General features: G+C 72.3%; 20 protein-coding genes. 10 read left to right on the top strand and 10 right to left on the bottom strand.

Annotation, left to right across the window (positions count from 1 at the left end):
- Positions 1-136 precede the first annotated feature (136 nt).
- Complete coding sequence (locus ACFWJW_RS14780; RefSeq protein ID WP_387239973.1) at positions 137-1,126, top strand: NUDIX hydrolase; 990 nt, start codon at positions 137-139, stop codon at positions 1,124-1,126.
- On the top strand, positions 1,123-1,959 hold the full coding sequence (locus tag ACFWJW_RS14775; RefSeq protein WP_387239970.1) for an MBL fold metallo-hydrolase: 837 nt from the start codon (positions 1,123-1,125) through the stop codon (positions 1,957-1,959). Before ACFWJW_RS14780 ends, ACFWJW_RS14775 begins: the two co-directional genes overlap by 4 nt.
- A gap of 56 nt (positions 1,960-2,015) precedes the next feature.
- Here ACFWJW_RS14775 and ACFWJW_RS14770 read toward each other — a convergent pair whose 3' ends face one another.
- Both ACFWJW_RS14770 and ACFWJW_RS14765 read right to left on the bottom strand, forming a co-directional pair.
- Complete coding sequence (locus ACFWJW_RS14770; protein WP_387239967.1) at positions 2,016-2,825, bottom strand: nucleotidyltransferase; 810 nt, start codon at positions 2,823-2,825, stop codon at positions 2,016-2,018.
- A 132-nt stretch (positions 2,826-2,957) separates the two neighbouring features.
- Positions 2,958-3,632, bottom strand: coding sequence for a Crp/Fnr family transcriptional regulator (locus tag ACFWJW_RS14765; RefSeq protein WP_006604164.1), 675 nt, complete (start codon positions 3,630-3,632; stop codon positions 2,958-2,960).
- A gap of 445 nt (positions 3,633-4,077) precedes the next feature.
- Between ACFWJW_RS14765 and nth the strand changes: the two genes are divergently transcribed.
- Genes nth through ACFWJW_RS14750 form a run of 3 tightly spaced genes read left to right on the top strand, consistent with a single transcriptional unit; the run spans position 4,078 to position 7,031 of the window.
- Positions 4,078-5,043, top strand: a complete 966-nt coding sequence (nth, locus tag ACFWJW_RS14760; RefSeq protein WP_387239963.1) for an endonuclease III — start codon at positions 4,078-4,080, stop codon at positions 5,041-5,043.
- A gap of 52 nt (positions 5,044-5,095) precedes the next feature.
- Positions 5,096-5,818 (top strand): NUDIX hydrolase, encoded by a 723-nt coding sequence (locus ACFWJW_RS14755; protein ID WP_387239960.1) that lies wholly within the window; start codon positions 5,096-5,098, stop codon positions 5,816-5,818.
- A gap of 13 nt (positions 5,819-5,831) precedes the next feature.
- Positions 5,832-7,031 (top strand): MarP family serine protease, encoded by a 1,200-nt coding sequence (locus ACFWJW_RS14750; RefSeq protein WP_387239957.1) that lies wholly within the window; start codon positions 5,832-5,834, stop codon positions 7,029-7,031.
- 118 nt (positions 7,032-7,149) lie between these two features.
- On the opposite strand, the gene ACFWJW_RS14745 is transcribed toward ACFWJW_RS14750, so the two are convergent.
- From ACFWJW_RS14745 to ACFWJW_RS14715, 7 genes are all read right to left on the bottom strand, one after another.
- The gene (locus ACFWJW_RS14745; protein WP_387239954.1) at positions 7,150-7,347 is read right to left on the bottom strand and encodes a hypothetical protein; all 198 of its coding nucleotides are present in this window, start codon (positions 7,345-7,347) and stop codon (positions 7,150-7,152) included.
- Between the two features lie 245 nt (positions 7,348-7,592).
- Complete coding sequence (locus tag ACFWJW_RS14740) at positions 7,593-8,531, bottom strand: alpha/beta fold hydrolase (RefSeq protein ID WP_387239951.1); 939 nt, start codon at positions 8,529-8,531, stop codon at positions 7,593-7,595.
- Entirely contained in the window at positions 8,528-8,986 is a 459-nt protein-coding gene (locus ACFWJW_RS14735) for a phage holin family protein (protein ID WP_018089969.1), read from the bottom strand. Before ACFWJW_RS14735 ends, ACFWJW_RS14740 begins: the two co-directional genes overlap by 4 nt.
- 44 nt (positions 8,987-9,030) lie before the next feature.
- A complete protein-coding gene (nhaA, locus tag ACFWJW_RS14730) occupies positions 9,031-10,425 on the bottom strand; it encodes a Na+/H+ antiporter NhaA (protein WP_387239948.1) in 1,395 nt (464 codons plus the stop codon).
- A gap of 373 nt (positions 10,426-10,798) precedes the next feature.
- Positions 10,799-12,763, bottom strand: a complete 1,965-nt coding sequence (acs, locus tag ACFWJW_RS14725) for an acetate--CoA ligase (RefSeq protein ID WP_387239945.1) — start codon at positions 12,761-12,763, stop codon at positions 10,799-10,801.
- 148 nt (positions 12,764-12,911) lie between these two features.
- A complete protein-coding gene (locus ACFWJW_RS14720; RefSeq protein ID WP_387239942.1) occupies positions 12,912-15,242 on the bottom strand; it encodes a bifunctional SulP family inorganic anion transporter/carbonic anhydrase in 2,331 nt (776 codons plus the stop codon).
- A 406-nt stretch (positions 15,243-15,648) separates the two neighbouring features.
- Positions 15,649-16,635, bottom strand: coding sequence for an ATP-binding protein (locus tag ACFWJW_RS14715; RefSeq protein ID WP_387239939.1), 987 nt, complete (start codon positions 16,633-16,635; stop codon positions 15,649-15,651).
- A gap of 101 nt (positions 16,636-16,736) precedes the next feature.
- On the opposite strand from ACFWJW_RS14715, the gene ACFWJW_RS14710 reads away from it, so the two are divergent.
- Complete coding sequence (locus ACFWJW_RS14710; RefSeq protein ID WP_387239936.1) at positions 16,737-17,621, top strand: oxidoreductase; 885 nt, start codon at positions 16,737-16,739, stop codon at positions 17,619-17,621.
- 371 nt (positions 17,622-17,992) lie between these two features.
- Here the strand turns inward: ACFWJW_RS14710 and ACFWJW_RS14705 are convergent, their stop codons facing one another.
- Positions 17,993-18,901 carry an HAD family hydrolase gene (locus tag ACFWJW_RS14705; protein WP_387239933.1) on the bottom strand — a complete coding sequence of 303 codons (909 nt, stop codon included), beginning with the start codon at positions 18,899-18,901 and terminating at the stop codon, positions 17,993-17,995.
- 466 nt (positions 18,902-19,367) lie between these two features.
- On the opposite strand from ACFWJW_RS14705, the gene ssd reads away from it, so the two are divergent.
- Genes ssd through ACFWJW_RS14685 form a run of 4 tightly spaced genes read left to right on the top strand, consistent with a single transcriptional unit; the run spans position 19,368 to position 23,540 of the window.
- Positions 19,368-20,603 (top strand): septum site-determining protein Ssd, encoded by a 1,236-nt coding sequence (ssd, locus tag ACFWJW_RS14700; RefSeq protein ID WP_387239930.1) that lies wholly within the window; start codon positions 19,368-19,370, stop codon positions 20,601-20,603.
- A complete protein-coding gene (locus tag ACFWJW_RS14695) occupies positions 20,600-21,766 on the top strand; it encodes a TadA family conjugal transfer-associated ATPase (RefSeq protein ID WP_387239927.1) in 1,167 nt (388 codons plus the stop codon). The genes ssd and ACFWJW_RS14695 overlap by 4 nt, the downstream gene beginning before the upstream one ends.
- Positions 21,763-22,701 carry a type II secretion system F family protein gene (locus tag ACFWJW_RS14690; protein WP_387239924.1) on the top strand — a complete coding sequence of 313 codons (939 nt, stop codon included), beginning with the start codon at positions 21,763-21,765 and terminating at the stop codon, positions 22,699-22,701. The genes ACFWJW_RS14695 and ACFWJW_RS14690 overlap by 4 nt, the downstream gene beginning before the upstream one ends.
- 26 nt (positions 22,702-22,727) lie before the next feature.
- Positions 22,728-23,540: a type II secretion system F family protein gene (locus tag ACFWJW_RS14685; RefSeq protein WP_387239991.1), complete on the top strand. Its 813-nt coding sequence runs from the start codon at positions 22,728-22,730 to the stop codon at positions 23,538-23,540.
- Positions 23,541-23,618: the final 78 nt, after the last annotated feature.

Genomic DNA, 23,618 nt, shown 5'->3' with positions numbered 1-23,618 from the left:
TAATCATTTATATACTTTTGGGTTTGGTTTTTTTTTTTTTTTATCGTACGGGGGCGGGCGCCCCCGGCTACCCCGGCCCCCCGCCGCCGCGAAAGTGGCCCTCGAACATCCGCGCGCGAGCGCATAGCATCCGGCCATGTCGTCCACGACCAATGGCCAGTGGTACCCGCCGGAGTGGCCGGACCGTATCCGGGCACTCGCGAACGGCGAGCTGACCCCTGCCGAGCCCCGGCGGGCCGCGACCGTCCTGCTGCTGCGGGACTCCGCCTCCGGCGGCCCCGCCGTCCACATGCTGCGCCGACGCACCTCCATGGCCTTCGCCGGAGGCGCGTACGCATATCCGGGCGGGTCCGTCGATCCCCGTGACGAGCGGCCGGTCGCCTGGGCCGGTCCGTCACGCGCCCAGTGGGCGGTCCGTATGGGCGTCGATCCCGCCACCGCGCAGGCCATCGTCTGCGCGGCGGTCCGCGAGACGTTCGAGGAGGCGGGGGTGCTGCTCGCCGGCGCCTCGGCCGACACGGTCGTCGCGGACACCACCGGCGAGGACTGGGAGGCGGACCGCGCCGCCCTGGTCGCCCATGAGCTGTCCTTCGCCGACTTCCTGGGCCGCCGCGGCCTGGTGCTGCGCTCCGACCTGCTGGGCGCCTGGGCCCGCTGGATCACCCCGGAGTTCGAACCACGGCGCTACGACACCTGGTTCTTCGTCGCCGCGTTGCCCGAGGGGCAGCGCACCCTCCCCCAGGAGCCGCCGGCCGGCTCCGGTCCAGCGGGGTCCCGCCTCGCCACCACGGAGGCGGACCTCGCGGTGTGGATCCGGCCCGAGGAGGCGGCCGCCGGCTACGACCGCGGTGAGCTGCTGATGATGCCGCCGACCATCGCGACCCTGCGCGGGCTCCAGCCGTACGCCACCGCCGCGGACGCGCTGGCCGCCGCGGAGGCCCAGGACCTGACGCCCGTACTGGCCAGGGCCCGCCTCGTGGGCGGCGAGATCGAGCTGAGCTGGCCGGGCCACGACGAGTTCACCAAGCACATCACACGGACGGACGCCGCTGCCGGTGCCCCTGGGGGCGACGCGCCCGACGGGCCCGCGGACGGCACCGGCCCCTCGGGAGGGACCCCCGCATGACCGACGCAGCCGCCCTCCCCGGACAGCCCCGCGGCGGAGTGCTCTCGGGGCCCGCGACCGCGCGCGCCCATTGCGTGCTGGCGCCGAACCCGTCGCCGATGACGCTGGACGGCACCAACACCTGGATCGTCGCCGAACCGGACTCCGACCTCGCCGTCGTCATCGACCCCGGGCCGCTCGACGAGAGCCACCTGCGCGCCGTCATCGACACCGCCGAGCGGGCCGGCAAGCGCATCGCGCTGACGCTGCTGACCCACGGTCACCCGGACCACTCCGACGGCGCCGTCCGCTTCGCCGAGCTGACCGGCTCCTCCGTACGGGCGCTGGATCCGGCGCTGCGCCTGGGGGACGAGGGGCTCGAAGCGGGCGATGTCATCACCACCGGGGGGCTGGAACTCCGGGTGGTGCCCACACCGGGCCACACCGCGGACTCGCTCTCCTTCCACCTCCCGGCCGACCGCGCGGTGCTCACCGGCGACACGATCCTGGGGCGCGGCACCACCGTGGTCGCCCACCCCGACGGGCGGCTGGGCGACTACCTGGACTCGCTGCGCCGGCTGCGCTCCCTCACGGTCGACGACGGGGTGGCGACGGTCCTGCCGGGCCACGGGCCGGTGCTGAACGACGCCCAGGGGATGGTGGAGTTCTATCTGGCGCACCGGGCGCACCGGCTCGCCCAGGTGGAGACCGCGGTCGAGGCCGGCCACCGGACGCCCGGCGAGGTCGTCGCGAGCGTGTACGCCGATGTCGACCGCTCCCTGTGGCCGGCCGCCGAGCTGTCGGTGCGGGCGCAGCTGGACTACCTGGGCGAGCACGGGCTGATCGAGGACTGACACGGCGAATGGCCGCCGGGCGGCCCCCGGGTCACCGAGAGGCCCCGTCAGCGCGCTTACGGGCGGGGAGCCTTCGCCCCGTGGACGGCCAGATACTCATCGGCCAGCCAGGGGGCGAGGCCGGACAGCAGCTCGTCCAGAAGCTCCGGGTACGCGTCGGGCGTCCGGGCGGCGCGCGCCGCGGCGCGCATCTGCTCGGCGTACGCCGGGTAATAGCGGCCGAACACCTCGGCGGACTCGGTGAGGTCGCTGGTCCAGCCGCCCCAGCGCGGCATGACCAGGGTGAATCCGGTACGGACGAGCCGGCGCGCCACGGCCCGGGTCAGCCGGGTGCGCTCGGCTTCCGTAGTGGCCGCCGCGGCCTGTGCGCGCAGTCCGGGCAGGCTGCGGAAGAGGTCGCCGTTGGTCTCGCGGGCGAGCAGCGAGGTGGGGCGGTAGCGGGGCAGCCGAGCGGCGAGATCGGGGCCGCTGAGCGGGGTGCACAGACAGGCCACGAACCACCCCAGGTCGTACCGCTCCGGCTCGCTCAGCAGGCGCGGCACGCCGAACAGCAGGATCCCGACGCCGTTGACCTGGGGGAAGGCCGTATCGAGGTGGTCCTCCAGGGCGCGGGCGGCGGCCCGGTCGGCTCCGGTGGGCGGGTCCCGCAGGGCGAGCAGCACATCGAGGTCGGAGACGCCGGGGACGGCGGTTCCACGGGGGACGCTGCCGTAGAGATAGCTGCTGTGCAGTCCGGCGGGGACGAAGTGGTCGCCGAGCCGGGCTTCCAGCTCCGCCACCACGGGCGCGAACGGCGCGGACACCCGGTCCAGGGCCCCCTCCCGTAGGAAGCAGCCGTCCCGGTCCATTCCCGTGCCGTGGGTCATGGCGTCACTTTGGCGGGGCGTGCGGTGGTCCGGCGAGCCGATTACGGGCCGCGGGGGCCGGCCGGCGGTCCCGCGGCGCCCATGACGAAGGGCCCCGCCGGAGCGGGGCCCTTCCAGGCTGTCTGCGAGGGGTCAGCGCGAGCGCTTGGCCAGCCGCTCGACGTCCAGCAGGATCACGGCGCGCGCCTCCAGGCGCAGCCAGCCGCGGCCCGCGAAGTCCGCGAGCGCCTTGTTGACCGTCTCGCGGGAGGCGCCGACCAGCTGGGCCAGCTCTTCCTGCGTCAGGTCGTGGACGACATGGATGCCCTCCTCGGACTGCACGCCGAAGCGGCGCGACAGGTCGAGCAGCGCGCGGGCCACACGGCCCGGTACGTCCGAGAAGACCAGGTCGGACATCTGGTCGTTGGTCTTGCGCAGCCGGCGGGCGACCGCGCGCAGCAGGGCCGTGGCCACCTCGGGGCGGGCGTTCAGCCAGGGCTGGAGGTCGCCGTGGCCCAGGCCGAGGAGCTTGACCTCGGTGAGGGCGGAAGCCGTGGCCGTACGGGGGCCGGGGTCGAAGAGCGAAAGCTCACCGATCAGCTCTCCGGGGCCGAGGACGGCGAGCATGTTCTCCCGTCCGTCGGGGGAAGTGCGGTGCAGCTTCACCTTGCCCTCGGTGACCACGTAGAGGCGGTCGCCGGGGTCCCCTTCGTGGAACAGGGCGTCGCCGCGGGCGAGCGTGACCTCTCCCATAGAGGCGCGCAGCTCGGCCGCCTGCTCGTCATCGAGCGCCGCGAAGAGCGGTGCGCGCCGCAGAACGTCGTCCACGAGATCTCTCCTTGTCGACATGCTCCGGGGGACTGTGGTCCCCATCATGCCGGAATGCAAAACAGTGCGATCAATCACAAGTTTGCCGGACCGGTGCCCCGAGCCATAAGGCAGGGGGCCGATTGGGGTCAGGAATCACAGCGATCAAGCCGGATGTCAGTGGCTGGCCTTAGTCTGGCCGAGTGTCCAATACGCCGGTGAGAGCAGAGGAGTGGGGGGCCGGAAGAGTGAGCGCAGGGCGTGATTCCGCTGTGGGCGAACAGTCGTCCGGCCGCGCATCGGATTCGGATAAAGGTGACAAATCCCTCTCCGGGGTGGCGCCCCACCGGAAGCCGCCCGTCCGGAAACCCGGCGCGTCGCGACCGTCGGCGCAGGACATGACCGTGCAGACCGCCGCGAGGAAGACTCCGGCAGGCAAGACCTCGGCAGGGAAGAAGGCCGCCCCGTGAACGCAACCCCCGAGCAGCCGGCGGCGGCCAAGAAGGCCGTCACGAAGAAGGCCACCGCCAAGAAGACCGCCCCGGCCAAGAAGGCGACGACGAAGAAGGCGACGGCCAAGAAGGCGACCGCGAAGACCGCCGCCAAGACGGCCGCCGGGAAGACCGCCCCCGCCAAGAAGGCGCCCGCGCGCAAGCCCGAGTCCCGGGTCGCCATGGTGCGGCGGGCCCGCCGGATCAACCACGAGCTGGCCGAGCTGTATCCGTACGCCCACCCCGAGCTGGACTTCACCAACCCCTTCGAGCTGCTGGTCGCGACGGTCCTGTCCGCGCAGACCACTGACCTGAGGGTCAACCAGACCACCCCGCACCTCTTCGCGGTCTGCCCCACGCCCGAGGACATGGCCGCGATGCCCCCGGAGAAGCTGGAGGAGCTGATCCGGCCGACCGGTTTCTTCCGGGCCAAGACGAAGTCGCTGATCGGCCTCTCGACGGCGCTCCGCGACCGCTTCGGCGGGGAGGTCCCGGGCCGCCTGGAGGACCTCGTCACCCTCCCCGGGGTCGGCCGCAAGACCGCCAATGTGGTGCTGGGCAATGCCTTCGGCGTCCCGGGCATCACCGTCGACACCCACTTCGGCCGGCTGGCGCGCCGCTTCGGCTGGACCACCGCGGAGGACGCCGAGAAGGTCGAGGCGGATGTCGCCGCGATCTTCCCCAAGAGCGAGTGGACGATGCTCTCGCACCGGGTCGTCTTCCACGGCCGCCGCGTCTGCCACTCCCGTAAGCCCGCCTGCGGAGCCTGCGCCATCGCCCCGCTCTGCCCCGCGTACGGCGAGGGCGAGACGGACCCGGAGAAGGCCAAGAAGCTGCTGAAGTACGAGCTGGGCGGCCAGCCGGGGCAGCGGCTGAAGCCACCGGCCGGCTATCCGGGGCGGCCCGCGCCGCCGATGGCGCCCCCGGTGGCCGCTTCCTGAAGCCCGCCGCCCAGAGGTGACCGACGATCGATGCCAGCCTGAGGGGGCGCGGATGCGGAGTGCACGGGAGCAGCAGTACGGCAAGGAGGACGCCGGGGAGGGGTCCGGCCGGGAGGCGGTGGTCACGGCCGAGGGCTTGCCCGAGTGGCTGGCCCCGGTCGCCCGGGTGGCCGCCACGATCGAGCCGCCCCAGCTCAGCCGCTTTCTGCCGCCCGAGGACGGTGGCCGGCAGTCCGCGGTGCTGATCCTCTTCGGGCACGGTCCCCGCGGCCCCGAGCTGCTCCTGATGGAGCGCGCCGGCACCCTGCGCTCACACGCCGGCCAGCCCTCCTTCCCCGGTGGCGCCCTCGACCCGGAGGACGGCGATCCGGAGGGCTTCGGTCCGGTCCAGGCGGCGCTGCGCGAGGCCGAGGAGGAGACCGGCCTCGACCCCTCCGGCGTGCAGGTCTTCGCCGTGCTGCCGCGGCTCTACATCCCCGTCAGCGGCTTCGTGGTGACGCCCGTCCTGGGGTGGTGGCGCCGGCCCAGCCCCGTCGGCGCGGTCGACCAGGCGGAGACCGCCCGGGTGTTCACGGTTCCCGTGGCGGATCTCACGAACCCGGCCCATCGCGTGACAACGCGCCATCCCAGCGGCCACATCGGGCCTGCCTTCCTTGTCGAGAACGCCCTGGTCTGGGGGTTTACGGCCGGAGTCATCGACCGGATCCTGCACTACGCGGGCTGGGAGATTCCGTGGGACCGTGACAAGGCCGTCCCGCTCGACTGGCGCTCGTGAGACGGTGTCCGGCGTGAACGTCCTGGACATTTTGCTGCTGGTCGCGGCCGTGTGGTTCGCCATCATCGGATATCGGCAAGGCTTCGTCGTCGGCATCCTGTCCGTGATCGGCTTCCTCGGGGGCGGCCTGATCGCGGTCTATCTGCTGCCGGTGATCTGGAACGAGATCACCGGGGAGGCGACCCCCGGCACCTTCGCGGCCATCGCGGCGGTCGCCATCGTGATCGTGTGCGCTTCCGTGGGCCAGGCGCTCACCACTCATCTGGGCAACAAACTGCGCCGCCACATCACGTGGTCACCGGCGAGAGCGCTGGACGCCACCGGCGGCGCGCTGGTCAATGTCCTGGCGATGCTGCTGGTCGCCTGGCTGATCGGCTCGGCGCTGGCCGGCACCTCCCTGCCGACGCTCGGCAAGGAGGTCCGGAATTCCAAGGTGCTGCTCGGGGTGTCCCGGGTGCTGCCCCCGCAGGCCGGCACGTGGTTCGCGGACTTCTCCTCGGTGCTCGCCCAGAACGGCTTCCCACAGGTCTTCACGCCGTTCTCCAACGAGCCGATCAACAACGTCCCGGCGCCCGATCCCCGGCTGGCCACCAGCCCGGTCGCGGCGCAGGCCAAGCGCAGCATCGTCAAGGTCGTCGGCACGGCCCCCAGCTGCGGCAAGGTCGTGGAAGGCAGCGGTTTCGTCTTCGGCCGGCACCGCGTGATGACCAACGCCCATGTCGTCGGCGGAGTGCGCGAGCCCACCGTCCAGGTGGGCGGCGAGGGCCGTACGTACGACGCCAAGGTCGTGCTCTACGACTGGCGGCGCGATATCGCGGTCCTGGACGTGCCCTCGCTGCGGGCCCCGGCGCTCCAGTTCACCGGCGCCGACGCGAAGAGCGGCAACAGCGCCATCGTCGCCGGCTTCCCGGAGAACGGCGGCTATGACGTCCGCGCGGCCCGGGTCCGCGGCCGCGTCCAGGCCAACGGCGCGGACATCTACAAGCGCGGCACGGTCGGCCGCGATGTCTACTCCCTCTACACCACGGTCCGGCAGGGCAACTCCGGCGGCCCGCTGCTCACCCCGCAGGGCAAGGTCTACGGCGTCGTCTTCGCGAAGTCGCGGGACGACTCGCGCACCGGTTATGCGCTGACCTTCGACGAGGTCCGCGAGGACGTCATCAGGGGGCGCACGGCCCAGCAGCAGGTCGACAGCCAGGGCTGCGCGATCTAGAGCCACCCCGGTGGCTGGGCGTGGGCCCGGCCACCGGAGAGGCCCTGGAGGCCCGGAGGAGCGCTGCCGCCGCCGACGTCCGGCGCGGGAAGTCCCGCGCCCTCGGCGGGCGGAGGAGTCAGGTACGGGGATGGCGTAGTCGCGCGCTCATCCAGCGCGCTCTGCGGCGCAGGATGCGCGGGATCCCCATCGGGTGCGCCGGGTCGGGGGATGCGTCGGACCCGAGGTCCGGGGTTCCCCGTTCCTGAGTACCCACGGAAACGGTACTGCTGCGGCGGTTGCGTGCCACGTCACGGTAGTCGTGCGTCCAGCCCATACCCTCGACTCTGCCCGTGGCCCAAGGTCCGTAACCGCCCCGGGGACCGCCAATTGGCCTATGCGCCGGGCAAGTGGCTGTTCGTCATACGCGCGTTCGAGCCCGGTGTGCGGGCGCTCCGCAGAGCGGTGCGGAAAGCCCGCTCAGCGGTCCGCGGCGGCGTGCACGAACCGGCTCACGCGGTGGGTTCAACAGTCCCTCCCGGGGGCGTCGTTGCCCTTGCCCGCCCCCGGGACGGCGGCCCGTCACCGGTCCGGTTCCGGGTCCTTCAGCCAGTTGATCAGTTCCGTGGAGAACGCCACCGGGTCCTCCTCGTGCGGGAAGTGCCCCAGGCCGTCGAAGAGCCGCCAGCGGTACGGCGCCTCGACGTACTCGCCGGAGCCGGCCGCGCTGCGGGTGCGCATCACCGGGTCGAGCGAGCCGTGCAGATGCAGCGTCGGGACCCGTACGGGCATCTTCATCCGGCGGCCGAACTGGAGACCGTCGGGGCGGGCCATCGAGCGCACCATCCAGCGGTACGGCTCGATCGAGCAGTGCGCCGTCGAGGGGATGCTCATCGCCCGCCGGTAGACCGCCAGCGCGTCGTCGTCCGGCAGCCGGGGGCCGGACCAGTCGCGGATCATCCGGCCGACCAGCGCCGCGTCGTCCGCCGTCAGTGCGCGCTCCGGCAGCCAGGGGCGCTGGAAGTTCCAGATGTGCGAACTCCGGGCGCTCTGCCGGACGTCGGCGAGCATCGCCGAGCGCCAGCGCCGCGGATGCGGCATCGAGGACACCGCCAGCCGGCGCACCAGCTTGGGCCGCATCACCGCCGCCGTCCAGGCGAGATAGCCGCCCAGATCGTGCCCGACGAGCGCGGCGTCCGGCTCTCCCAGGGACCGTATGACGCCGGTGATGTCCAGGGCGAGGTTCGCCGGGTCGTAGCCGCGTGGGGTGCGGTCGCTGCCGCCGACGCCCCGCAGATCCATCGCGACCGCCCGGAAGCCCGCCGCGGCGAGCGCCGGCATCTGGTGCCGCCAGGTCCACCAGAACTGCGGCCAGCCGTGCAGCAGCAGCACCAGGGGGCCGTCGCCCATCTCCGCGATGTGGAAGCGGGCGCCGTTGGCCGCGACGTCGCGGTGCGACACCTCTTCCCCGCTGGGGATGCCGATCCGTACGACCGAGGCGGTGCTGTCAGGGGCTGTCATACCGATGAGCGTGTCACAGACTCCAGCACCGGGTGCTCCACGGGCGCCACGCGCGGGTGCGGCTTGGCCTTCTGGAGTACGGCCGCGGTCTCCTTGGCGGAGTTGATCGACTTCTCCGGCTTCTTGATCTTCTTCATCTTGGCCATCGCGATGAGGGCCAGCAGTCCGGCGAGGACCAGGAAGGCGCCCCCGACGATCAGGAAGGACCAGGCGAGGCCGAGGCCGAGGTTGTGGATGCCGTACGCCGCCGCGAAGCTCAGCACCGGCAGCGCGAACAGCGCCAGCGCGCCGGCCACCATGAACGCGGCACTGCCGATGCCCGCGCGCTTGGCGTCCTGCCGGAACTCCGCCTTGGCCAGCGCGATCTCGTCGTGCACCAGCGCGGACATTTCGGCCGTGGCCGTGGCCACCAGCTGTCCGAGGCTGCGGTCCGTGCCGTCGTGGACTGCGCTCATCGCCGTCTCCCTCATCTCGTCACCCGGATGCAAAGCCTCTCAGATCATGCCGGACCATCGTCTCCGGCATGCGAGCCGGAGGCCACTTCGGCAAGCCGCCGGTGCTCGGCGGCCTTGGCTTCGTGGATCGCCGCCATCCGCAGGTGGTACTCCGGCTTGTCGAGTTCGTAGATGTCGGGGATGCCGTCCTGGTCCTCGTCCCGCTCCTCGTCCTCGCACAGCTTCTTGTACTTGGTGTTGCGGACCTTGAGGAGGATGCCGGCGAAGACGGCCGCCAGCAGCGAGCCGATCAGCACCGACGCCTTGATCTCGTCGGTCAGCACCAGGTCTCCGGCGAAGGCGAGTTCACCGATGAGCAGGGAGACCGTGAAGCCGATGCCGGCCAGGGTGGCGACGGCGAAGACATCCGGCCACCTGAGGTCGGGGTTGAGCTCGGCCCGGGTGAAGCGGGCGGTGCACCACGTGCCGCCGAAGATGCCCAGCGCCTTGCCCACCACCAGGCCGAGCACGACCCCGAGCGTCTCCGGCCGGGTGAAGACCTCGTGGACCGCGCCGCCGGATATGGACACGCCCGCGGAGAACAGGGCGAACAGCGGTACGGCGAAGCCGGCCGAGAGCGGGCGGACCAGATGCTCGATGTGTTCGCCCGGGGACTGCTTCTCGCCGTCGCGCCGGGTGCAGCGCAGCATCAGGCCCATGGCGACGCCGGCGATGGTGGCGTGCACCCCGCTGTTCTCCATCAGGGCCCAGATGACCAGGGCGAGCGGGACATAGACGTACCAGCCGCGGACACCCTTGCGCAGCAGCAGATAGAAGATCACCAGGCCGGCGAGGGCGAGGCCGAGCGCCAAAAAGTTGATCTTCGAGGTGAAGAAGATCGCGATGATCAGGATCGCGAAGAGGTCGTCGACGACGGCGAGGGTGAGCAGGAAGGCGCGCAGCGCGGCGGGCAGGGACGTGCCGATGACGGCGAGTACGGCGAGCGCGAAGGCGATGTCGGTGGCGGTGGGGACCGCCCAGCCCTGGAGCGAGCCGCCGCCGATGCCGTTGACCGCGAAGTAGACGGCCGCCGGCATCGCCATCCCGCAGAGCGCGGCGACCACGGGGAGCGCGGCGGCCTTGGGGTCACGGAGCTCGCCGGCGACCAGTTCGCGCTTGAGCTCGATGCCGGCGACGAAGAAGAAGACCGCGAGCAGCCCGTTGGCGGCCCAGTGCTGGAGGGACAGGTCCAGGCCCAGCGCGGCCGGTCCCAGATGGAAGCCGCGGACCGTCTCGTAGCTCTTGCCGAGGGTGTTTGCCCAGATCAGAGCGGCTACGGCGGCGGCGAGGAGCAGGATGCCGCCGACGGTTTCGGCGCGCAGCGCCTCCGCGATGAAGTTGCGCTCGGGCAGCGACATCCGCCCCAGGAAGGGGGTGCGGCGGTTGCGGGGGGCGCTCATCCGCGGGCCTCGCCGTGCCCGGCGGGACGGTGGGCACGCGGTGCGCACTTCCTGATCGTTTGCTTGCTTCGCGCGCTCACTGGGTGACCTCCGGCTTTCGGCAGCTGTGTACGGCTGTTGCAGTTGCCGACCAGACTTCCCGGCGCACCCAGAGTTTTAGCGCGTCATTGACGCGTGTCCCACTGTACCGGGCGGGCGCGAGCGGCTATCCGGTGGTCTCACTTTACGGTCAATTCGGGCGTCGGGCCGCCGGAGGGACGCCACCGCCGGGGCGCCCCTCGCCGCGGGGCCGAGGGGAGGGCGGGCCGCCGGGGCCATGGCAAGGGGGCATCCGGCCGCGTCGGCCGGATGCCCCCTTCGTGCGCCGTCCCGCTCAGTCCTCGCTGGCCGCGCTCGGCAGCTTCGCCTGGATCAGGTCCATGACCGAGGAGTCGGTGAGGGTGGTGACATCCCCGAGATCGCGGTTCTCGGCGACATCGCGCAGCAGCCGCCGCATGATCTTGCCGGACCGGGTCTTGGGCAGCTCCGCGACCGGCAGGATCCGCTTGGGCTTGGCGATCGGGCCGAGCTGCTGGGCGACATGGGCGCGCAGCTCCTCGACCAGGCCCTCGTCCTCCGCCGCACCGCCGCGCAGGATGACGAAGGCGCAGATGGCCTGGGTGGTCTGCGGGTCGGCGGCGCCGACGACCGCGGCCTCGGCCACCTTCGGATGCGAGACCAGCGCCGACTCCACCTCGGTCGTGGAGATGTTGTGGCCGGACACCAGCATCACATCGTCCACCCGGCCGAGCAGCCAGATGTCGCCGTCGTCGTCCTTCTTGGCGCCGTCACCGGCGAAGTACTTGCCCTCGAAGCGCGACCAGTACGTGTCGAGATAGCGCTGGTCGTCGCCCCAGATCGTGCGGAGCATGGCCGGCCAGGGCTCGGTCAGGACGAGGTAGCCGCCGGCGCCGTCGGGAACCTCGCGCGCATCGTCGTCCACGACCGTCGCGGCGATACCGGGCAGCGCCACCTGGGCCGAGCCGGGCTTGGTCGCCGTGACGCCCGGCAGCGGGCTCAGCATCATCCCGCCGGTCTCGGTCTGCCACCAGGTGTCGACGATCGGTGTCGTGTCGGCCCCGATGTGCTTGCGGTACCACATCCACGCCTCGGGGTTGATGGGCTCGCCCACCGATCCGAGGACGCGCAGCGACGACAGATCGAACTTCGCCGGGATGTCGTCGCCCCACTTCATGCAGGCGCGGATCGCGGTCGGCGCGGTGTAGAGGATCGTCACGCCGTACTTCTGCACGATCTCCCACCAGCGGCCCTGGTGCGGGGAGTCGGGCGTGCCCTCGTAGAGCACCTCGGTCGCGCCGTTGGAGAGCGGGCCGTAGGTGATGTACGAGTGGCCGGTCACCCAGCCGACGTCGGCCGTGCACCAGAAGACGTCGGTCTCCGGCTTGAGGTCGAAGACGGCGTGGTGGGTGTACGACACCTGGGTGAGGTAGCCGCCGGTGGTGTGCAGGATGCCCTTGGGCTTACCCGTCGTGCCGGAGGTGTAGAGGATGAACAGCGGGTGCTCGGCGTCGAATGCCTCGGGCGTGTGCTGGTCGCTCTGCCGGTCGACGATCTCGTGCCACCACACGTCGCGGCCCTCGTGCCAGTCGACGTCCTCCTGGCCGGTGCGGCGTACGACGAGGACGCTGCGGACGTTCTCCGTGCCGGGCTTGGTCAGTGCGGCGTCGACGGCGGGCTTGAGGGCGGAGGGCTTGCCGCGGCGGTAACCACCGTCGGCGGTGATCACCACGCGGGCGTCCGCGTCGTTGATACGGGTCGCCAGGGCGTCCGCCGAGAAGCCGCCGAAGACGACCGAGTGCGGAGCACCCAGCCGCGCACAGGCCAGCATGGCGATGACCGCCTCCGGGATCATCGGCAGGTAGATGGCGACCCGGTCGCCGCTGCGCACGCCCAGCTCGGTCAGCGCATGGGCGGCCTTGGAGACCTCGCGCTGGAGCTCGGCGTAGGTGATCGCGCGGCTGTCGCCGGGCTCGCCCTCGAAGTGGATGGCGACCCGGTCACCCAGACCGTTCTCCACATGCCGGTCCACGCAGTTGTACGCGACGTTGAGCTTGCCGTCGGCGAACCACTTCGCGAAGGGTGCGTTGGACCAGTCGAGGGTCTGGGTGGGCGCGGTCTCCCAGGACAGGCGTTCGGCCTGCTCGGCCCAGAAGCCCAGCCGGTCTGCCGCGGCCTGCTCATACGCGGCAGCCGTGACGTTGGCGTTCGCGGCCAGATCGGCGGGCGGCGGGAACCGCCGCTCCTCCTTGAGCAGGTTGGCCAGGCTTTCGTTGCTCACGACATCTCCCAATCCCAGGGCGTCCGATGTGTCCCCAGGTCATAGCTCATCAGCCCGCGCCCGGCCCTGACAAGGGCTGTGGACAATTATTGGTGTAGACCTTTCGTTCAGGGTGTGGTCAAGGGCTGTTGAGGAGACGCCGCGCAGGTCAGACCGTGACCGGCGCAGGCTCGCCGCGCACCGCGCAGAACCGCCCGGCGGCCTCGTCGAGCACATATGCCTGAGCCTCGCCGACATGGAAATACATGCCGTGCAAGGCCAGTGTGCCCTCGGCCGTCCTGCGGGCCACACACGGGTGGGCCCGGAGGTGGTCGAGCTGTTGCATGACGTTGACGAGCGCCAGCCGCTCCTGGTCATCAGTCACCGGCCGCCCGCTGAGGGCGACTTCGCCCCGTCCCAGCCGTCCGATGCGCTGCATACGGGCCAGGCTCGGCCCGCCGTGCCGCAGCCAGCGGGCGAGCGGGGTCGGCTCGGCGTCCTCCGGTGCGGCCGCGCCCAGCAGCGCCCCCATGGCACCGCACCCCGAATGCCCGCACACCGTGATCGAGCCGACCCGCAGCACCTCCACCGCGTACTCGATCGCCGCGCCCACGGAGTCGCAGGAGGAGTCCGAGCCGGGCGGCGGCACCAGATTGCCGACATTGCGCACGGTGAACAGATCGCCCGGCCCGCTGGACGTGATCATGCTCGTGACCAGCCGGGAGTCGGCACAGGTCAGAAACAGCTGGGTGGGCCGCTGACCCTCGCGCGCCAGCCGGGACAGTTCCTCGCGCACCAGCGGAGCCGTATGGCGCTGAAATGCGGAGACCCCGCCCAGTAGTTGGCTGCCGCTGCTCTCCGGCACCGCCGCCGGATCCGGGGCGGGCCGGGTGCAGTGATGATTGCGCCAGGGCGTCCACGGCCGGCAGGGGTGCGCACCGGCCTGCGCGGCGAGCGGCCGGCCCGAGCGGCCGCCGAGCGTCACCCTGCCGCCGTGCGCCCGGTGGGTGGCCGACCAGGACTGAAGCGCCTCGTAGGCGGCGTGATCCATGAACGAACCGCACAGCTCGACGACGACATCGGTGTGCGCCGGCACCTGCGCCAGCGCCCGGCTCAGCCGCGGCACCACCAGGAACGTCAACTGCCCGCTGACCCGCACCCGGTGGCCGTCCGCCTCCTCCGTGACCGTGACACGGGTGTGCGTCAGCCGGCGCAGCGCCAGGAAGACCGCGACCGCGATGCCCGTCGCCACCCCCTGGAGCACCCCGAAGAGGACGACGCCGCCCAACGTGGCCGCGTACACCGGGAATTCGCGGTGCCGCTGGACGTGCCGGATGTGCGCGAAGCTCACCATCCGTACGCCGACGACCATCACCAGCGCGGCGAGCGCGGCCAGCGGAATCAGCTCCAGCGCCGTGGCCAGCAGGCCCGCGCACACCAGCACCCAGACGCCGTGCAGCACGGTGGCGCGGCGGGTGACCGCGCCGGCCCGCACATTGGCCGAGCCGCGGATCGCGCCCCCGGAGATCGGCAGGCCGCCCAGCAGCCCGGAGACCGTATTGGCCACGCCCTGGCCGGCCAGCTCACGGTTGAGCTGCGCGCGCCCCGTGGGCGCGCCCGGACGGTCGGCCGCCAGCCGGTCCACGGCCACCGCCGACAGCAGCGACTCCATGCTGGCCACGAGGGTGACGGTGAGCACCGCGGCGGCAAGGGCCGGAAGGGAGTCGTCCGGAAGCACCGGCAGCTCGGGCATCCGCCAGGACGGCAGCTCCACCCGCGCCACCTCCGTCCCCGCGCTGACGGCCGTCGCGGCGAGCACGGCGGCCAGCGGGGCGGGCAGCACCCGCGCCCAGCGCCCGGCGCGGCCCGGCAGCCGTCCCCAGCCGAGGAGCACGGCGACGGTGACGGCGCCGATCAGCAGCGCGACGGCGTGGGGGTGCGCCAACTGGCCCGGCAGCGCGGCGGCGTTGTCGAGCGCCGAGCTGTCCGGACTGCCGCCGAGCACCACATGGAGCTGGCCGAGGGCGATGGTGGCCCCGATGCCGGCCAGCATGCCGTGCACGATCGCCGGGCTGATGGCGAGCGCCGCGCGGGCCACGCGGAGGGCGCCGAGGGCGAGTTGGGTGAGTCCGGCGAGGATGGTGAGGGCGCAGGTGGCGCGCCAGCCGTAGCGCTGCACGAGATCGGCGGTGACCACCAGGAGGCCCGTTGCCGCGCCGCTCACCTGGAGCGGAGCGCCCCCGAGGAGACCGGCGACGATGCCGCCGACGACCGCGGAGACCAGACCGGCCTGGAGCGGGGCGCCGGTGGCCAGGGCGAGGCCCAGGGACAGCGGGACGGCGAGCAGGAAGACGACGACCGAGGCGGAGAGGTCCCGGCGGACGGCCCGGCCCTTCTTCACCGGGGAGCCGGGATCGGACGGCGTACGGGGCTCGGGCGGGATCTCGGTGCGGTGCGATGTGCGCGGCGGCTGCGGCGGCAACTTCTCGGTCTGCGACATTCCCGTCTCCTCCGGGGCGACGCGGTCGCGCGGGGCGCGATCGTGGGGCGGCGGTGTACTGCGGCGGGACATGAGCCGACCGGCGGGCATCACCGTTGGGTGATGGTCCGGTGACTCTCAAGCATCGGTAAATGAACCGTAATGAGAGGTAAAGGTAAGGAGAAGCTTTTGCGGCCATTCGCCGCAATCCGTCCCCTTATCCGGTGAATGTGGGGACTTTCGCCTTGTGGATTTCCGTCCTTTTCCCGGCGCGTGAAGGCTGTGCGCGGTGATTTCGGTGCCTCACCGGGATGGCGCTCACGGGCGCCGCGAAGGGCGCCGTCGGCTGGTGAGGCGCGACGCGGAACGGGCTGCCGCCCGGATGGACCGGCTGGACCGGTGCCGCCCGCCCGCGTCGTCCGGCACGTCAGGCGGGCTGTGGGGTGGCCGCTCCCTCGGAGAGCACGAAGGCGGGGTCGACCTGAGCGGCGAGATCGACTCCGGTCTTCGCATTGCCCCAGCTCTCCGCGTTCTTCAGGTGGAAGTGCACCATCTGCCGTGTGTAGCGCTCCCAGTCGCGGCGCCCGTAGGCGGCGTCGGCGGTGTGGTGCAGTGTTTCCAGGGCGTGCCGGTTGGCCTCCTCCAGCTGGTCGAAGCGGGCCGGGCGGCCCTTCTCCATGGCGCGCACCCAGTCGGAGTGGCCGACGGTGACCAGCAGATCGTCGCCGGTCTCGTCGCGCAGGAACGCCAGGTCCTCCGGGCCCTGCACCTTGTTGCCCACGACCTTCAAGGGGACGCCGAAGTCCCGTGCGTACTCCTTGTACTGGCGGTAGACGGCGACGCCCTTACGGGTCGGCTCGGCGACCAGGAAGGTCATGTCGAAGCGGGTGAACATCCCGGAGGCGAAGGAGTCGGAACCGGCCGTCATGTCGACGACGACATACTCCTCCCGGCCGTCCACGAGGTGGTTCAGGCACAGCTCCACGGCGCCGACCTTGGAGTGGTAACAGGCCACGCCGAGATCGGACTCGGTGAACGGGCCGGTGGCCATCAGCCGTACGGCGGACCCGTCGAGCTCCACCGGCCGGACGCAGGCGTCGTAGACGGGGTTGTCCTCGCCGACCCGCAGCAGCCGCGAGCCCTCGCCGGGAGGGGTGGTCTTGATCATTGATTCGGCGGACGGGATCCGGGGATTGCTGCCGCGCAAGTAGTCCTTGATCAGTGGCAGCTGGGCGCCCATCGCGGGAAGCGCGGCGGCCTCCGCCTCGTCGAGGCCGAGCGCGGCGCCCAGGTGCTGGTTGATATCGGCATCCACCGCGATCACGGGGACCCGGGAAGCGGCGAGATGGCGGATGAACAGGGAGGACAGGGTGGTTTTACCGCTGCCGCCCTTGCCTACGAAAGCGATCTTCATGTTCACCAAGGGTAATCTTGATCTCGCTCAGGGTGAGAGGGCTGCGTGAGGAAGACCACTCCTTCGAGGGGTCCGGCCTGGTGGTGCGTAGGGTCGTACCCATGGCTGGAATCTCCCGGGGGACGCCCCCCGAACCCCCACAGGCGAGCGCCGACCCGCTCGTGACCCTGGCCTCGCTCCCGGGAGTCGCCGACTCCGTGGACTCCGTACGCAAGGGCGTCGACCGGGTCTACGGGCATCGGGTCATGCGACGCCGCAGCAACGAGGTGACGTCCGAGGCGGCGCTGCGCGGAGCGCGTGGTTCCGCGGCTCTTTCAGGGGCCGACTGGGCGCTCGAAGAGGTCCGGCGCCGCACCGACTTCGGCGTCGAGGGCGAGCCGCGCACGGTCGGCGCGGCCCTGCGGCTGACCGCGGAGGCCGGGCAGCTGCTCAGCGTGTGGCGGCAGTCGCCGCTGCGGGTGCTGGCGCGGCTCCATCTGGTGGCCGCGTCAGGTGGCGGGCGTAGTGCCGATGAGGCCGGCCGGGCGGCCGACGAGACGGTGGGGCGGCCCCGGCTGGGCGCCGAGCCTGTGGACGAACCGCTCATCGAGCTGCCGCTGCCGGATGCCGACGAGGTCGCCGGGCGGCTGGACGGGCTGGCGCGGCTGCTCCTCGCGGGCAGCGAGGCGCCGGCGCTGGTGACCGCGGCGGTGGTGCACGGCGAGCTGCTCGCCCTGCGGCCGTTCGCCACCTGCAACGGGCTGGTCGCGCGGGCCGCCGAGCGGATCGTGCTGATCGGCAGCGGGCTGGACCCGAAGTCCATCTGCCCCGCGGAGGTCGGGCACGCCGAACTGGGGCGGGCGGCGTACGTCGCGGCCCTGGAGGACTATGTGTCGGGCACTCCGGAGGGTGTCGCAGCCTGGATCGCGCACTGTGGACGTGCGGTGGAACTCGGCGTACGGGAGAGCACTGCCGTCTGTGAGGCGCTCCAGCGCGGCGCGGCATAACGGGCGCCCGGGCGAAACCCTTTGGGCGCGGCGCTCGAAGAATTCCGGAAGGATTGCTTCATTCGCCCCTGAACAAGGGTTGCGGCGGTACCAATCGGTGGTACCGCCGCTGGCATGTCTGCCGGGTTACCAAGCGTGCTCGAATATTTGCCCATCAGGCCGGAATCTTTGTCCGGTTACCTGGTGCGGCTGGCCCGTAATCGACGGGTCGGCGTCGCGTGGGTGCCCGACATTCATGCATCGGTCCGTGGGCCACTTCCTGCGTTAAAGGTGTTCCTCTCGGATGTCCTTGGTCTCGCGGGCCGTTAAGTCCTTTGTACTCCTTGGGGGAGGGAAGCGGAACCCCGTGCCTCACATCTTTACGTTTGACTTCAAACGCGGGCATTACGGGCGACGCGGCCGCTCCGGCCAATAAGACCGAGGCGCGGCTTTGCGGGTTTCTGCCGGCTCGCGTACCAGACCAGCGTCGCGGTCGCCATGGCCGCGCCCACCGCGGCCATCGCGGCGAGCACCGGTCGCGAGGGCATCGACAGCGTCGGCAGCCGCTGCTTGAGCGGGACCGGCCGATTGAAGGAGAGAACCGGCCAACCCCGCGCGACCGCCTCGCGGCGCAGCGCCCGGTCCGGGTTGACGGCGAAGGGGTGGCCGACCGCCGAGAGCATCGGGACATCGGTGGCCGAATCGCTGTAGGCGTAGCAGCGCTCGAGGTCGTAGCCCTCGGACGCGGCGAGCTCCCGTACGGCCTCTTCCTTCGTCGGGCCATAGGCGTAGTACTCCACCTCGCCGGTGAAACGGCCGTCCTCGCCGACGACCATGCGGGTGGCCACCACCCGGTCCGCGCCCAGGAGTTCACCGATCGGTTCGACGACCTCGGCACCCGAGGTGGAGACGATCACGACGTCCCGCCCCGCGGCGTGATGTTCCTCGATGAGTGAGGCTGCCTCGTCGTAAATGATGGGGTCGATCAGATCGTGCAGCGTCTCGGCGACGATCTCCCGCACCTGGGCCACGTCCCAGCCGCGGCACAGTGAGGAGAGATATTCCCGCATCCGCTCCATCTGATCGTGGTCGGCGCCGCCCGCCAGGAACACGAACTGGGCGTACGCGGTGCGCAGTACGGCCCGCCGATTGATCAGGCCGCCTTGGTAGAACGACTTGCTGAAGGTCAGCGTGCTTGACTTAGCAATGACTGTCTTGTCCAAGTCGAAGAACGCGGCAGTACGGGGAGTCGAGTGAGGCACGGAGTGGTTTTCCACGGGGCGAGCATAGGCGCCCACCATTCGGCGTAAGGTGTGGCGCGTGGGTTTGCCTGAGAAGGCTCTCGGGTACACCATGGAAGTCACGGATCGTTCGCGACCGTGCTAACCCGGTCCGGCTCCTCCCCCCCCGAGTCGGCCGTGGGGACGACCCCCGCTCTCCCCCCCGGCGGGGGTCGTCGCATGTCCGGACGCATTTTCCGCCGCCGGACGCTGATCCGCACTTCTCCTGGCCTGCTCGGCTCCCGCAGCCTCTCCGCTTCCAGATCATTACGCACCGTAGTTGCTGTGCTGCTCTGCGGAAGGCTCTCTTGGGCCCCAGAAGTAGCCGCCCGTCGCTGGAATAGGTGACAGGGATATTCACAGCCCCGGAGTTGTCCACAATTTTGGGTCAAGATCCCCAAGATTTTCCCGATCGGTGCAGCGTAAAAGTCCGCGAGTTCGCGGATGCGCGAGTTGTGTAGCGATAGGGGGACGGAACGTGGCCGGAATGACGCCATCGGAACGGCCGGTTCATACCGGCGAGGAGCGGGGCGGGCCGCTGATCATCACCGAGGACGAAAGACTCCTCGACGATCTTCTGCGGCTGTGCGCGGCAGCTGGGGCGCTGCCCGAAGTGGCGCACGGCCTGCCGGCCCGTAAAGGGGACTGGGAAACGCCGCCTCTGGTGATCGTCGGCGCTGACTGCGCGCCCCGGATGCGCGGGGCCGCACGCCGGGCGGGCGTCATCCTCACGGGGCAGGACGCGGACGATCCGGCCGTCCTGCGGCTGGCCGTCGCCCTCGGCGCGGAGCGGGTGCTGGCCCTCCCCGAGGGCGAGCGCTGGCTGGCGGACCGGATCGCCGATGCGGTCGAGGGCGTCGGGCCACCGGCCTTGACGGTCGGCGTCATCGGCGGCTGCGGCGGCGCCGGAGCGAGCACCCTGGCTGGCGCGCTGGCCGTCACCGCGGCCCGTACGGGACGGCGCACGCTGCTCGTCGACGGAGATCCGCTGGGCGGTGGGCTGGACGTCCTGCTGGGCGGCGAGAAGGAAAAGGGCCTGCGCTGGCCCGCGTTCGCCGAATCACGGGGCCGGGTCGCCTGCGGCGCCCTGGCCGAGTCACTGCCCCGGCTCCACTCGTTCCGGGTCCTCAGCTGGGACCGGGCCTCCGATGTCACCATCCCGCCCGCGGCCATGCGCGCGGTGATGGCCGCGGCGCGGCGGCGGGGCGGAGTCGTTGTGGTGGACCTGCCGCGCAGGGTCGACGCAGCAGTGATGGAGGCCCTGGCCCAGGTGGACATGGGCCTGCTGCTCGTCCCTACGGAGCTGCGCGCGGTCGCGGCGGCGCAGCGGGTGGCCGCCGGGGTGCAGAAAGTGCTCGGTGATCTGCGCGTGGTGGCGCGCGGGGCTCCCGGACGTCACGGGCACGGCCTGCCGCCGGACGAGATCGCCCGTCTCATGGAGCTGCCCTTGGCCGGTGAAGTGCCCTGGGAGGCCGGCCTGTTGGCCGATCTGTCGCGAGGCGTGCCACCGGGGGCGCAGGTGCGCGGACCGCTGGCGAGGTTCTGTACGGCGTTCTGGGAGCGGATGACGGAGAGCGGGACCGGCGGTGGCTCGGGGTCCGCCCCGGGTGCGGGTCCGGGCGGTGGTCCGGAGTGGAGCACGGAGCGCAGGGCCGGCGGGAAGGGGGCCGCGGTCGCCCCGGTGGCTTCCCGTGCGGTCGGCCGGGGCGGAGGCCGGGTATGAGTCACGGACCGGATCTGCTGGAGGTGGTGCGCCGGCGGCTCGCCGAAGCCGGGGCGGAGCCGACGCCCGCCCGGGTGGCCGTGGCCCTGCGCGAGCAGGGGCGGCTGCTGGGCGACGCCGAAGTGCTCGGAGTCGTGGCCGCGTTGCGGTCCGAGATGGTGGGCAGCGGGCCACTGGAGCCGCTGCTGGCCGCGCCCGATGTCACGGACGTCCTGGTCACCGCCCCGGACGAGGTGTGGGTGGACCGCGGTGGCGGCCTGGAGCGTACGGACGTCCGCTTCCGGGACGCGGCGGAGGTGCGCAGACTCGCCCAGCGGCTGGCGGCGGTGGCCGGCCGGCGGCTGGACGATGCCCGGCCATGGGTGGACGCCCGCCTCCCGGACGGCACCCGGCTGCATGCCGTGCTGCCCCCGGTGGCCGTCGGCGGGACCTGTCTGTCCCTGCGGGTACTGCGGCCGCGGGCCTTCAACCTCGCGGAGCTGGTGGCGGCCGGCACGGTCCCGCCGGGGGGCGACCGGCTGCTCCGGACGCTGCTGGCGGCCCGGCTGTCTTTCCTGATCAGCGGCGGTACGGGCAGCGGCAAGACCACTCTGCTCAGCACGCTGCTCGGCCTGGTCGGCCCCGCCGAGCGGATCGTCCTGGCCGAGGACTCGGCGGAGCTGCGGCCGGACCATCCCCATGTGGTGCGGCTGGAGAGCCGGCCCGCCAACCAGGAGGGCGTGGGCCGGGTGACGCTGCGGGACCTTGTACGGCAGGCGCTGCGGATGCGCCCGGACCGGCTGGTGGTCGGCGAGGTGCGCGGTGCCGAGGTGACGGACCTGCTGGCGGCTCTGAATACGGGCCATGAGGGTGGCTGCGGCACGGTCCATGCCAACGCCGCCTGCGATGTGCCCGCGCGGCTGGAGGCCCTGGGTTCGACCGCGGGTCTGGACCGCGCCGCGCTGCACAGCCAGCTGGCGGCCGCGCTCTCGGTCGTGCTGCATCTCGTACGCGACCGGACCGGGCGGCGCCGGATCGCCGAGGTCCATGTCCTGGAGCGGGACCGCGAGGGCTTCGTGGTGACCGTGCCGGCCGCCGTCTGGGGCCCGGCCGGCTTCCAAGAGGGGCGTGGCTGGGAGCGGTTGCGGGAGCTGTGTGAGCGGGGCGGGGGTGTGTCCGGATGACGGTGGCCGGGGTGGCGCTGGTGGTCGCGGTGCTCTGCGCTTCCGCCGCCCTCCGGTCGGCCGGTGGCCGGCCGGACGACGTACGGCGGCGGGCCCGGGCGCTGCTCGGCGGGTGCGGAGCAGCGGACCCGGAAGGGGGGTGGCCGGCCCGGTTGCGCGGCGAGGGTGTGCGGAAGTGGTGCGCGGGGCGGCTGGTCGAAGGGGACGCGGGGCGCCGCTGGAGGATCGGCCGCTGGGGGGACATCGGCCAGGAGGTCTGGTGTCTGCCGGCGGGGCTGGCGCTGGGGGTGCTGGGCGAGTCCGTGGTCCCGGTGGCCGCCTCCGTGGTCGCGGTGTTCCTCGTCCGCCGGTGGCTGGTCACCCGCGGCGCGGGGCGGGTGCGCGACGGGCGGGCCGCCGCGGTGATCGGGTTGTGCGCGGCCGTGGCGGGGGAGCTGCGGGCCGGGCGGCAGCCCGCACAGGCCCTGCTCGCCGCCGGGGCGCCGGGACTCGGAGCGGCGGGCTCGGCGGTGCTGGCGGCCGCGCGGTACGGCGGGGACGTCCCCCAGGCGTTGCGGGCGGCGGCGCGGCGGCCGGGAGCCGCGGGGCTGACCGGTATGGCCGCGTGCTGGCAGGTAGCCGTGGAGGGCGGCGCGGGGCTGGCCTCCGGGTTGGAGCGGATCGCGGCCGGTCTCAGGGCGCAGCGGGATCAACGCGATGAGCTGCGCGCCCAGTTGGCCGGGCCACGAGCCACCGCGCTGATGCTCGCACTGCTGCCGGCGGCCGGGCTCCTGATGGGCAGCGCGCTGGGCGCCGATCCACTGCGGGTGCTGCTGCACACCCCGGCCGGCTGGGGCTGCCTGGTGGTCGGGGGGCTCCTGGAGTGGGGCGGGGTGGCCTGGACGGCCCGGATCATCGCGGCCGCGGAAGGCGGGCAGGGAGGGGATTCGGTGTGAGTGCGGAAGTTGTCCACAGGGTGGGGATGGCGGTCACCGCCATGGTTGCGGTGTGGTGCGCCCTGGCGCTGGTGCGGGAGGCGCGCGCCGGACACGCCGCACGGAGACGGCTCTCGGCGGTGTGGGCCGGCGGACAGGACCGGAGCGGCAGGGACGGGGCCCGGACCGAGCCGTCCGTCCGCACCCGGTGGCGGCGGCGAACAGCCACCGTGAGGAACAGCGCGCCACGGAACGGCCGACCGCTGGACTGGGCCGGGCCCCTGGGGGCGGCCGGACTCGTGTTCCTCCTCGTCGGTGGCATGACGGGCGTCCTGGTGGGACTCGCCGTGGGCTATGGGGCGCACCGCCATCTGGTCCGGCAACGGGGCGCGGAGGCGGTTCGGTCGGCGGCCGCGGAGGTACGGGCGGAGCTGGCGCCGGCCGGCGATCTGCTGGCGGCCTGCCTCGCGGCCGGAGCCGGACCACGGGAATCGGCCGAGGCGGTGGGCCGGTCGCTCGACGGGCCGGTCGCCGAGCGGCTGCGCCAGGTGGCGGCGGAACTGCGCCTGGGCGGTGAACCGGCGGTCGTATGGCCACGGTTGGCCGCGCTCCCCGGCGCCGAAGGGCTGGCGCGCTGTATGGAGCGCGCCGGGATATCCGGGGCACCGGCCGTCGAGTCGGCCTCCCGGATCGCCGCCGAACTCCGGGCCGAGCAGGCCCGGACGGCGACCGCGCAGGCCCGACGGGCCGGGGTGCTGGTCACCCTGCCGCTGTCGGCGTGCTTCCTGCCGGCGTTCCTGACGCTCGGGGTGGCACCCGTGCTGATCGGCCTGGCAGACGGCCTGCTGGGCCGTAACTGAGCGGCGGGCGCGCTGCGTTCGCGGCCGGGGCGGCGATCGCGGCGGGTGGGTTGGCGAGCTCGTACCGACGTACCGGGT

It is taken from the genome of Streptomyces sp. NPDC127097 (assembly GCF_042724075.1).
Lineage (GTDB): Bacteria > Actinomycetota > Actinomycetes > Streptomycetales > Streptomycetaceae > Streptomyces.
Note: the sequence above shows the minus strand (reverse complement) of the source record. Positions and strands in the feature narration are given on the sequence as shown.

Excerpts from the sequence above, each read along its gene's own strand:
- ACFWJW_RS14780 (WP_387239973.1), top strand. The coding sequence starts at position 137 with ATGTCGTCCACGACCAATGGCCAGTGGTACCCGCCGGAGTGGCCGGAC.
- ACFWJW_RS14775 (WP_387239970.1), top strand. The coding sequence starts at position 1,123 with ATGACCGACGCAGCCGCCCTCCCCGGACAGCCCCGCGGCGGAGTGCTC.
- ACFWJW_RS14770 (WP_387239967.1), bottom strand. The coding sequence starts at position 2,825 with ATGACCCACGGCACGGGAATGGACCGGGACGGCTGCTTCCTACGGGAG.
- ACFWJW_RS14755 (WP_387239960.1), top strand. The coding sequence starts at position 5,096 with ATGCGGAGTGCACGGGAGCAGCAGTACGGCAAGGAGGACGCCGGGGAG.
- ACFWJW_RS14745 (WP_387239954.1), bottom strand. The coding sequence starts at position 7,347 with ATGGGCTGGACGCACGACTACCGTGACGTGGCACGCAACCGCCGCAGC.
- ACFWJW_RS14740 (WP_387239951.1), bottom strand. The coding sequence starts at position 8,531 with ATGACAGCCCCTGACAGCACCGCCTCGGTCGTACGGATCGGCATCCCC.
- ACFWJW_RS14735 (WP_018089969.1), bottom strand. The coding sequence starts at position 8,986 with ATGAGCGCAGTCCACGACGGCACGGACCGCAGCCTCGGACAGCTGGTG.
- nhaA (WP_387239948.1), bottom strand. The coding sequence starts at position 10,425 with ATGAGCGCCCCCCGCAACCGCCGCACCCCCTTCCTGGGGCGGATGTCG.
- ACFWJW_RS14720 (WP_387239942.1), bottom strand. The coding sequence starts at position 15,242 with ATGTCGCAGACCGAGAAGTTGCCGCCGCAGCCGCCGCGCACATCGCAC.
- ACFWJW_RS14715 (WP_387239939.1), bottom strand. The coding sequence starts at position 16,635 with ATGAAGATCGCTTTCGTAGGCAAGGGCGGCAGCGGTAAAACCACCCTG.
- ACFWJW_RS14710 (WP_387239936.1), top strand. The coding sequence starts at position 16,737 with ATGGCTGGAATCTCCCGGGGGACGCCCCCCGAACCCCCACAGGCGAGC.
- ACFWJW_RS14705 (WP_387239933.1), bottom strand. The coding sequence starts at position 18,901 with ATGGTGGGCGCCTATGCTCGCCCCGTGGAAAACCACTCCGTGCCTCAC.
- ssd (WP_387239930.1), top strand. The coding sequence starts at position 19,368 with ATGACGCCATCGGAACGGCCGGTTCATACCGGCGAGGAGCGGGGCGGG.
- ACFWJW_RS14695 (WP_387239927.1), top strand. The coding sequence starts at position 20,600 with ATGAGTCACGGACCGGATCTGCTGGAGGTGGTGCGCCGGCGGCTCGCC.
- ACFWJW_RS14690 (WP_387239924.1), top strand. The coding sequence starts at position 21,763 with ATGACGGTGGCCGGGGTGGCGCTGGTGGTCGCGGTGCTCTGCGCTTCC.
- ACFWJW_RS14685 (WP_387239991.1), top strand. The coding sequence starts at position 22,728 with ATGGCGGTCACCGCCATGGTTGCGGTGTGGTGCGCCCTGGCGCTGGTG.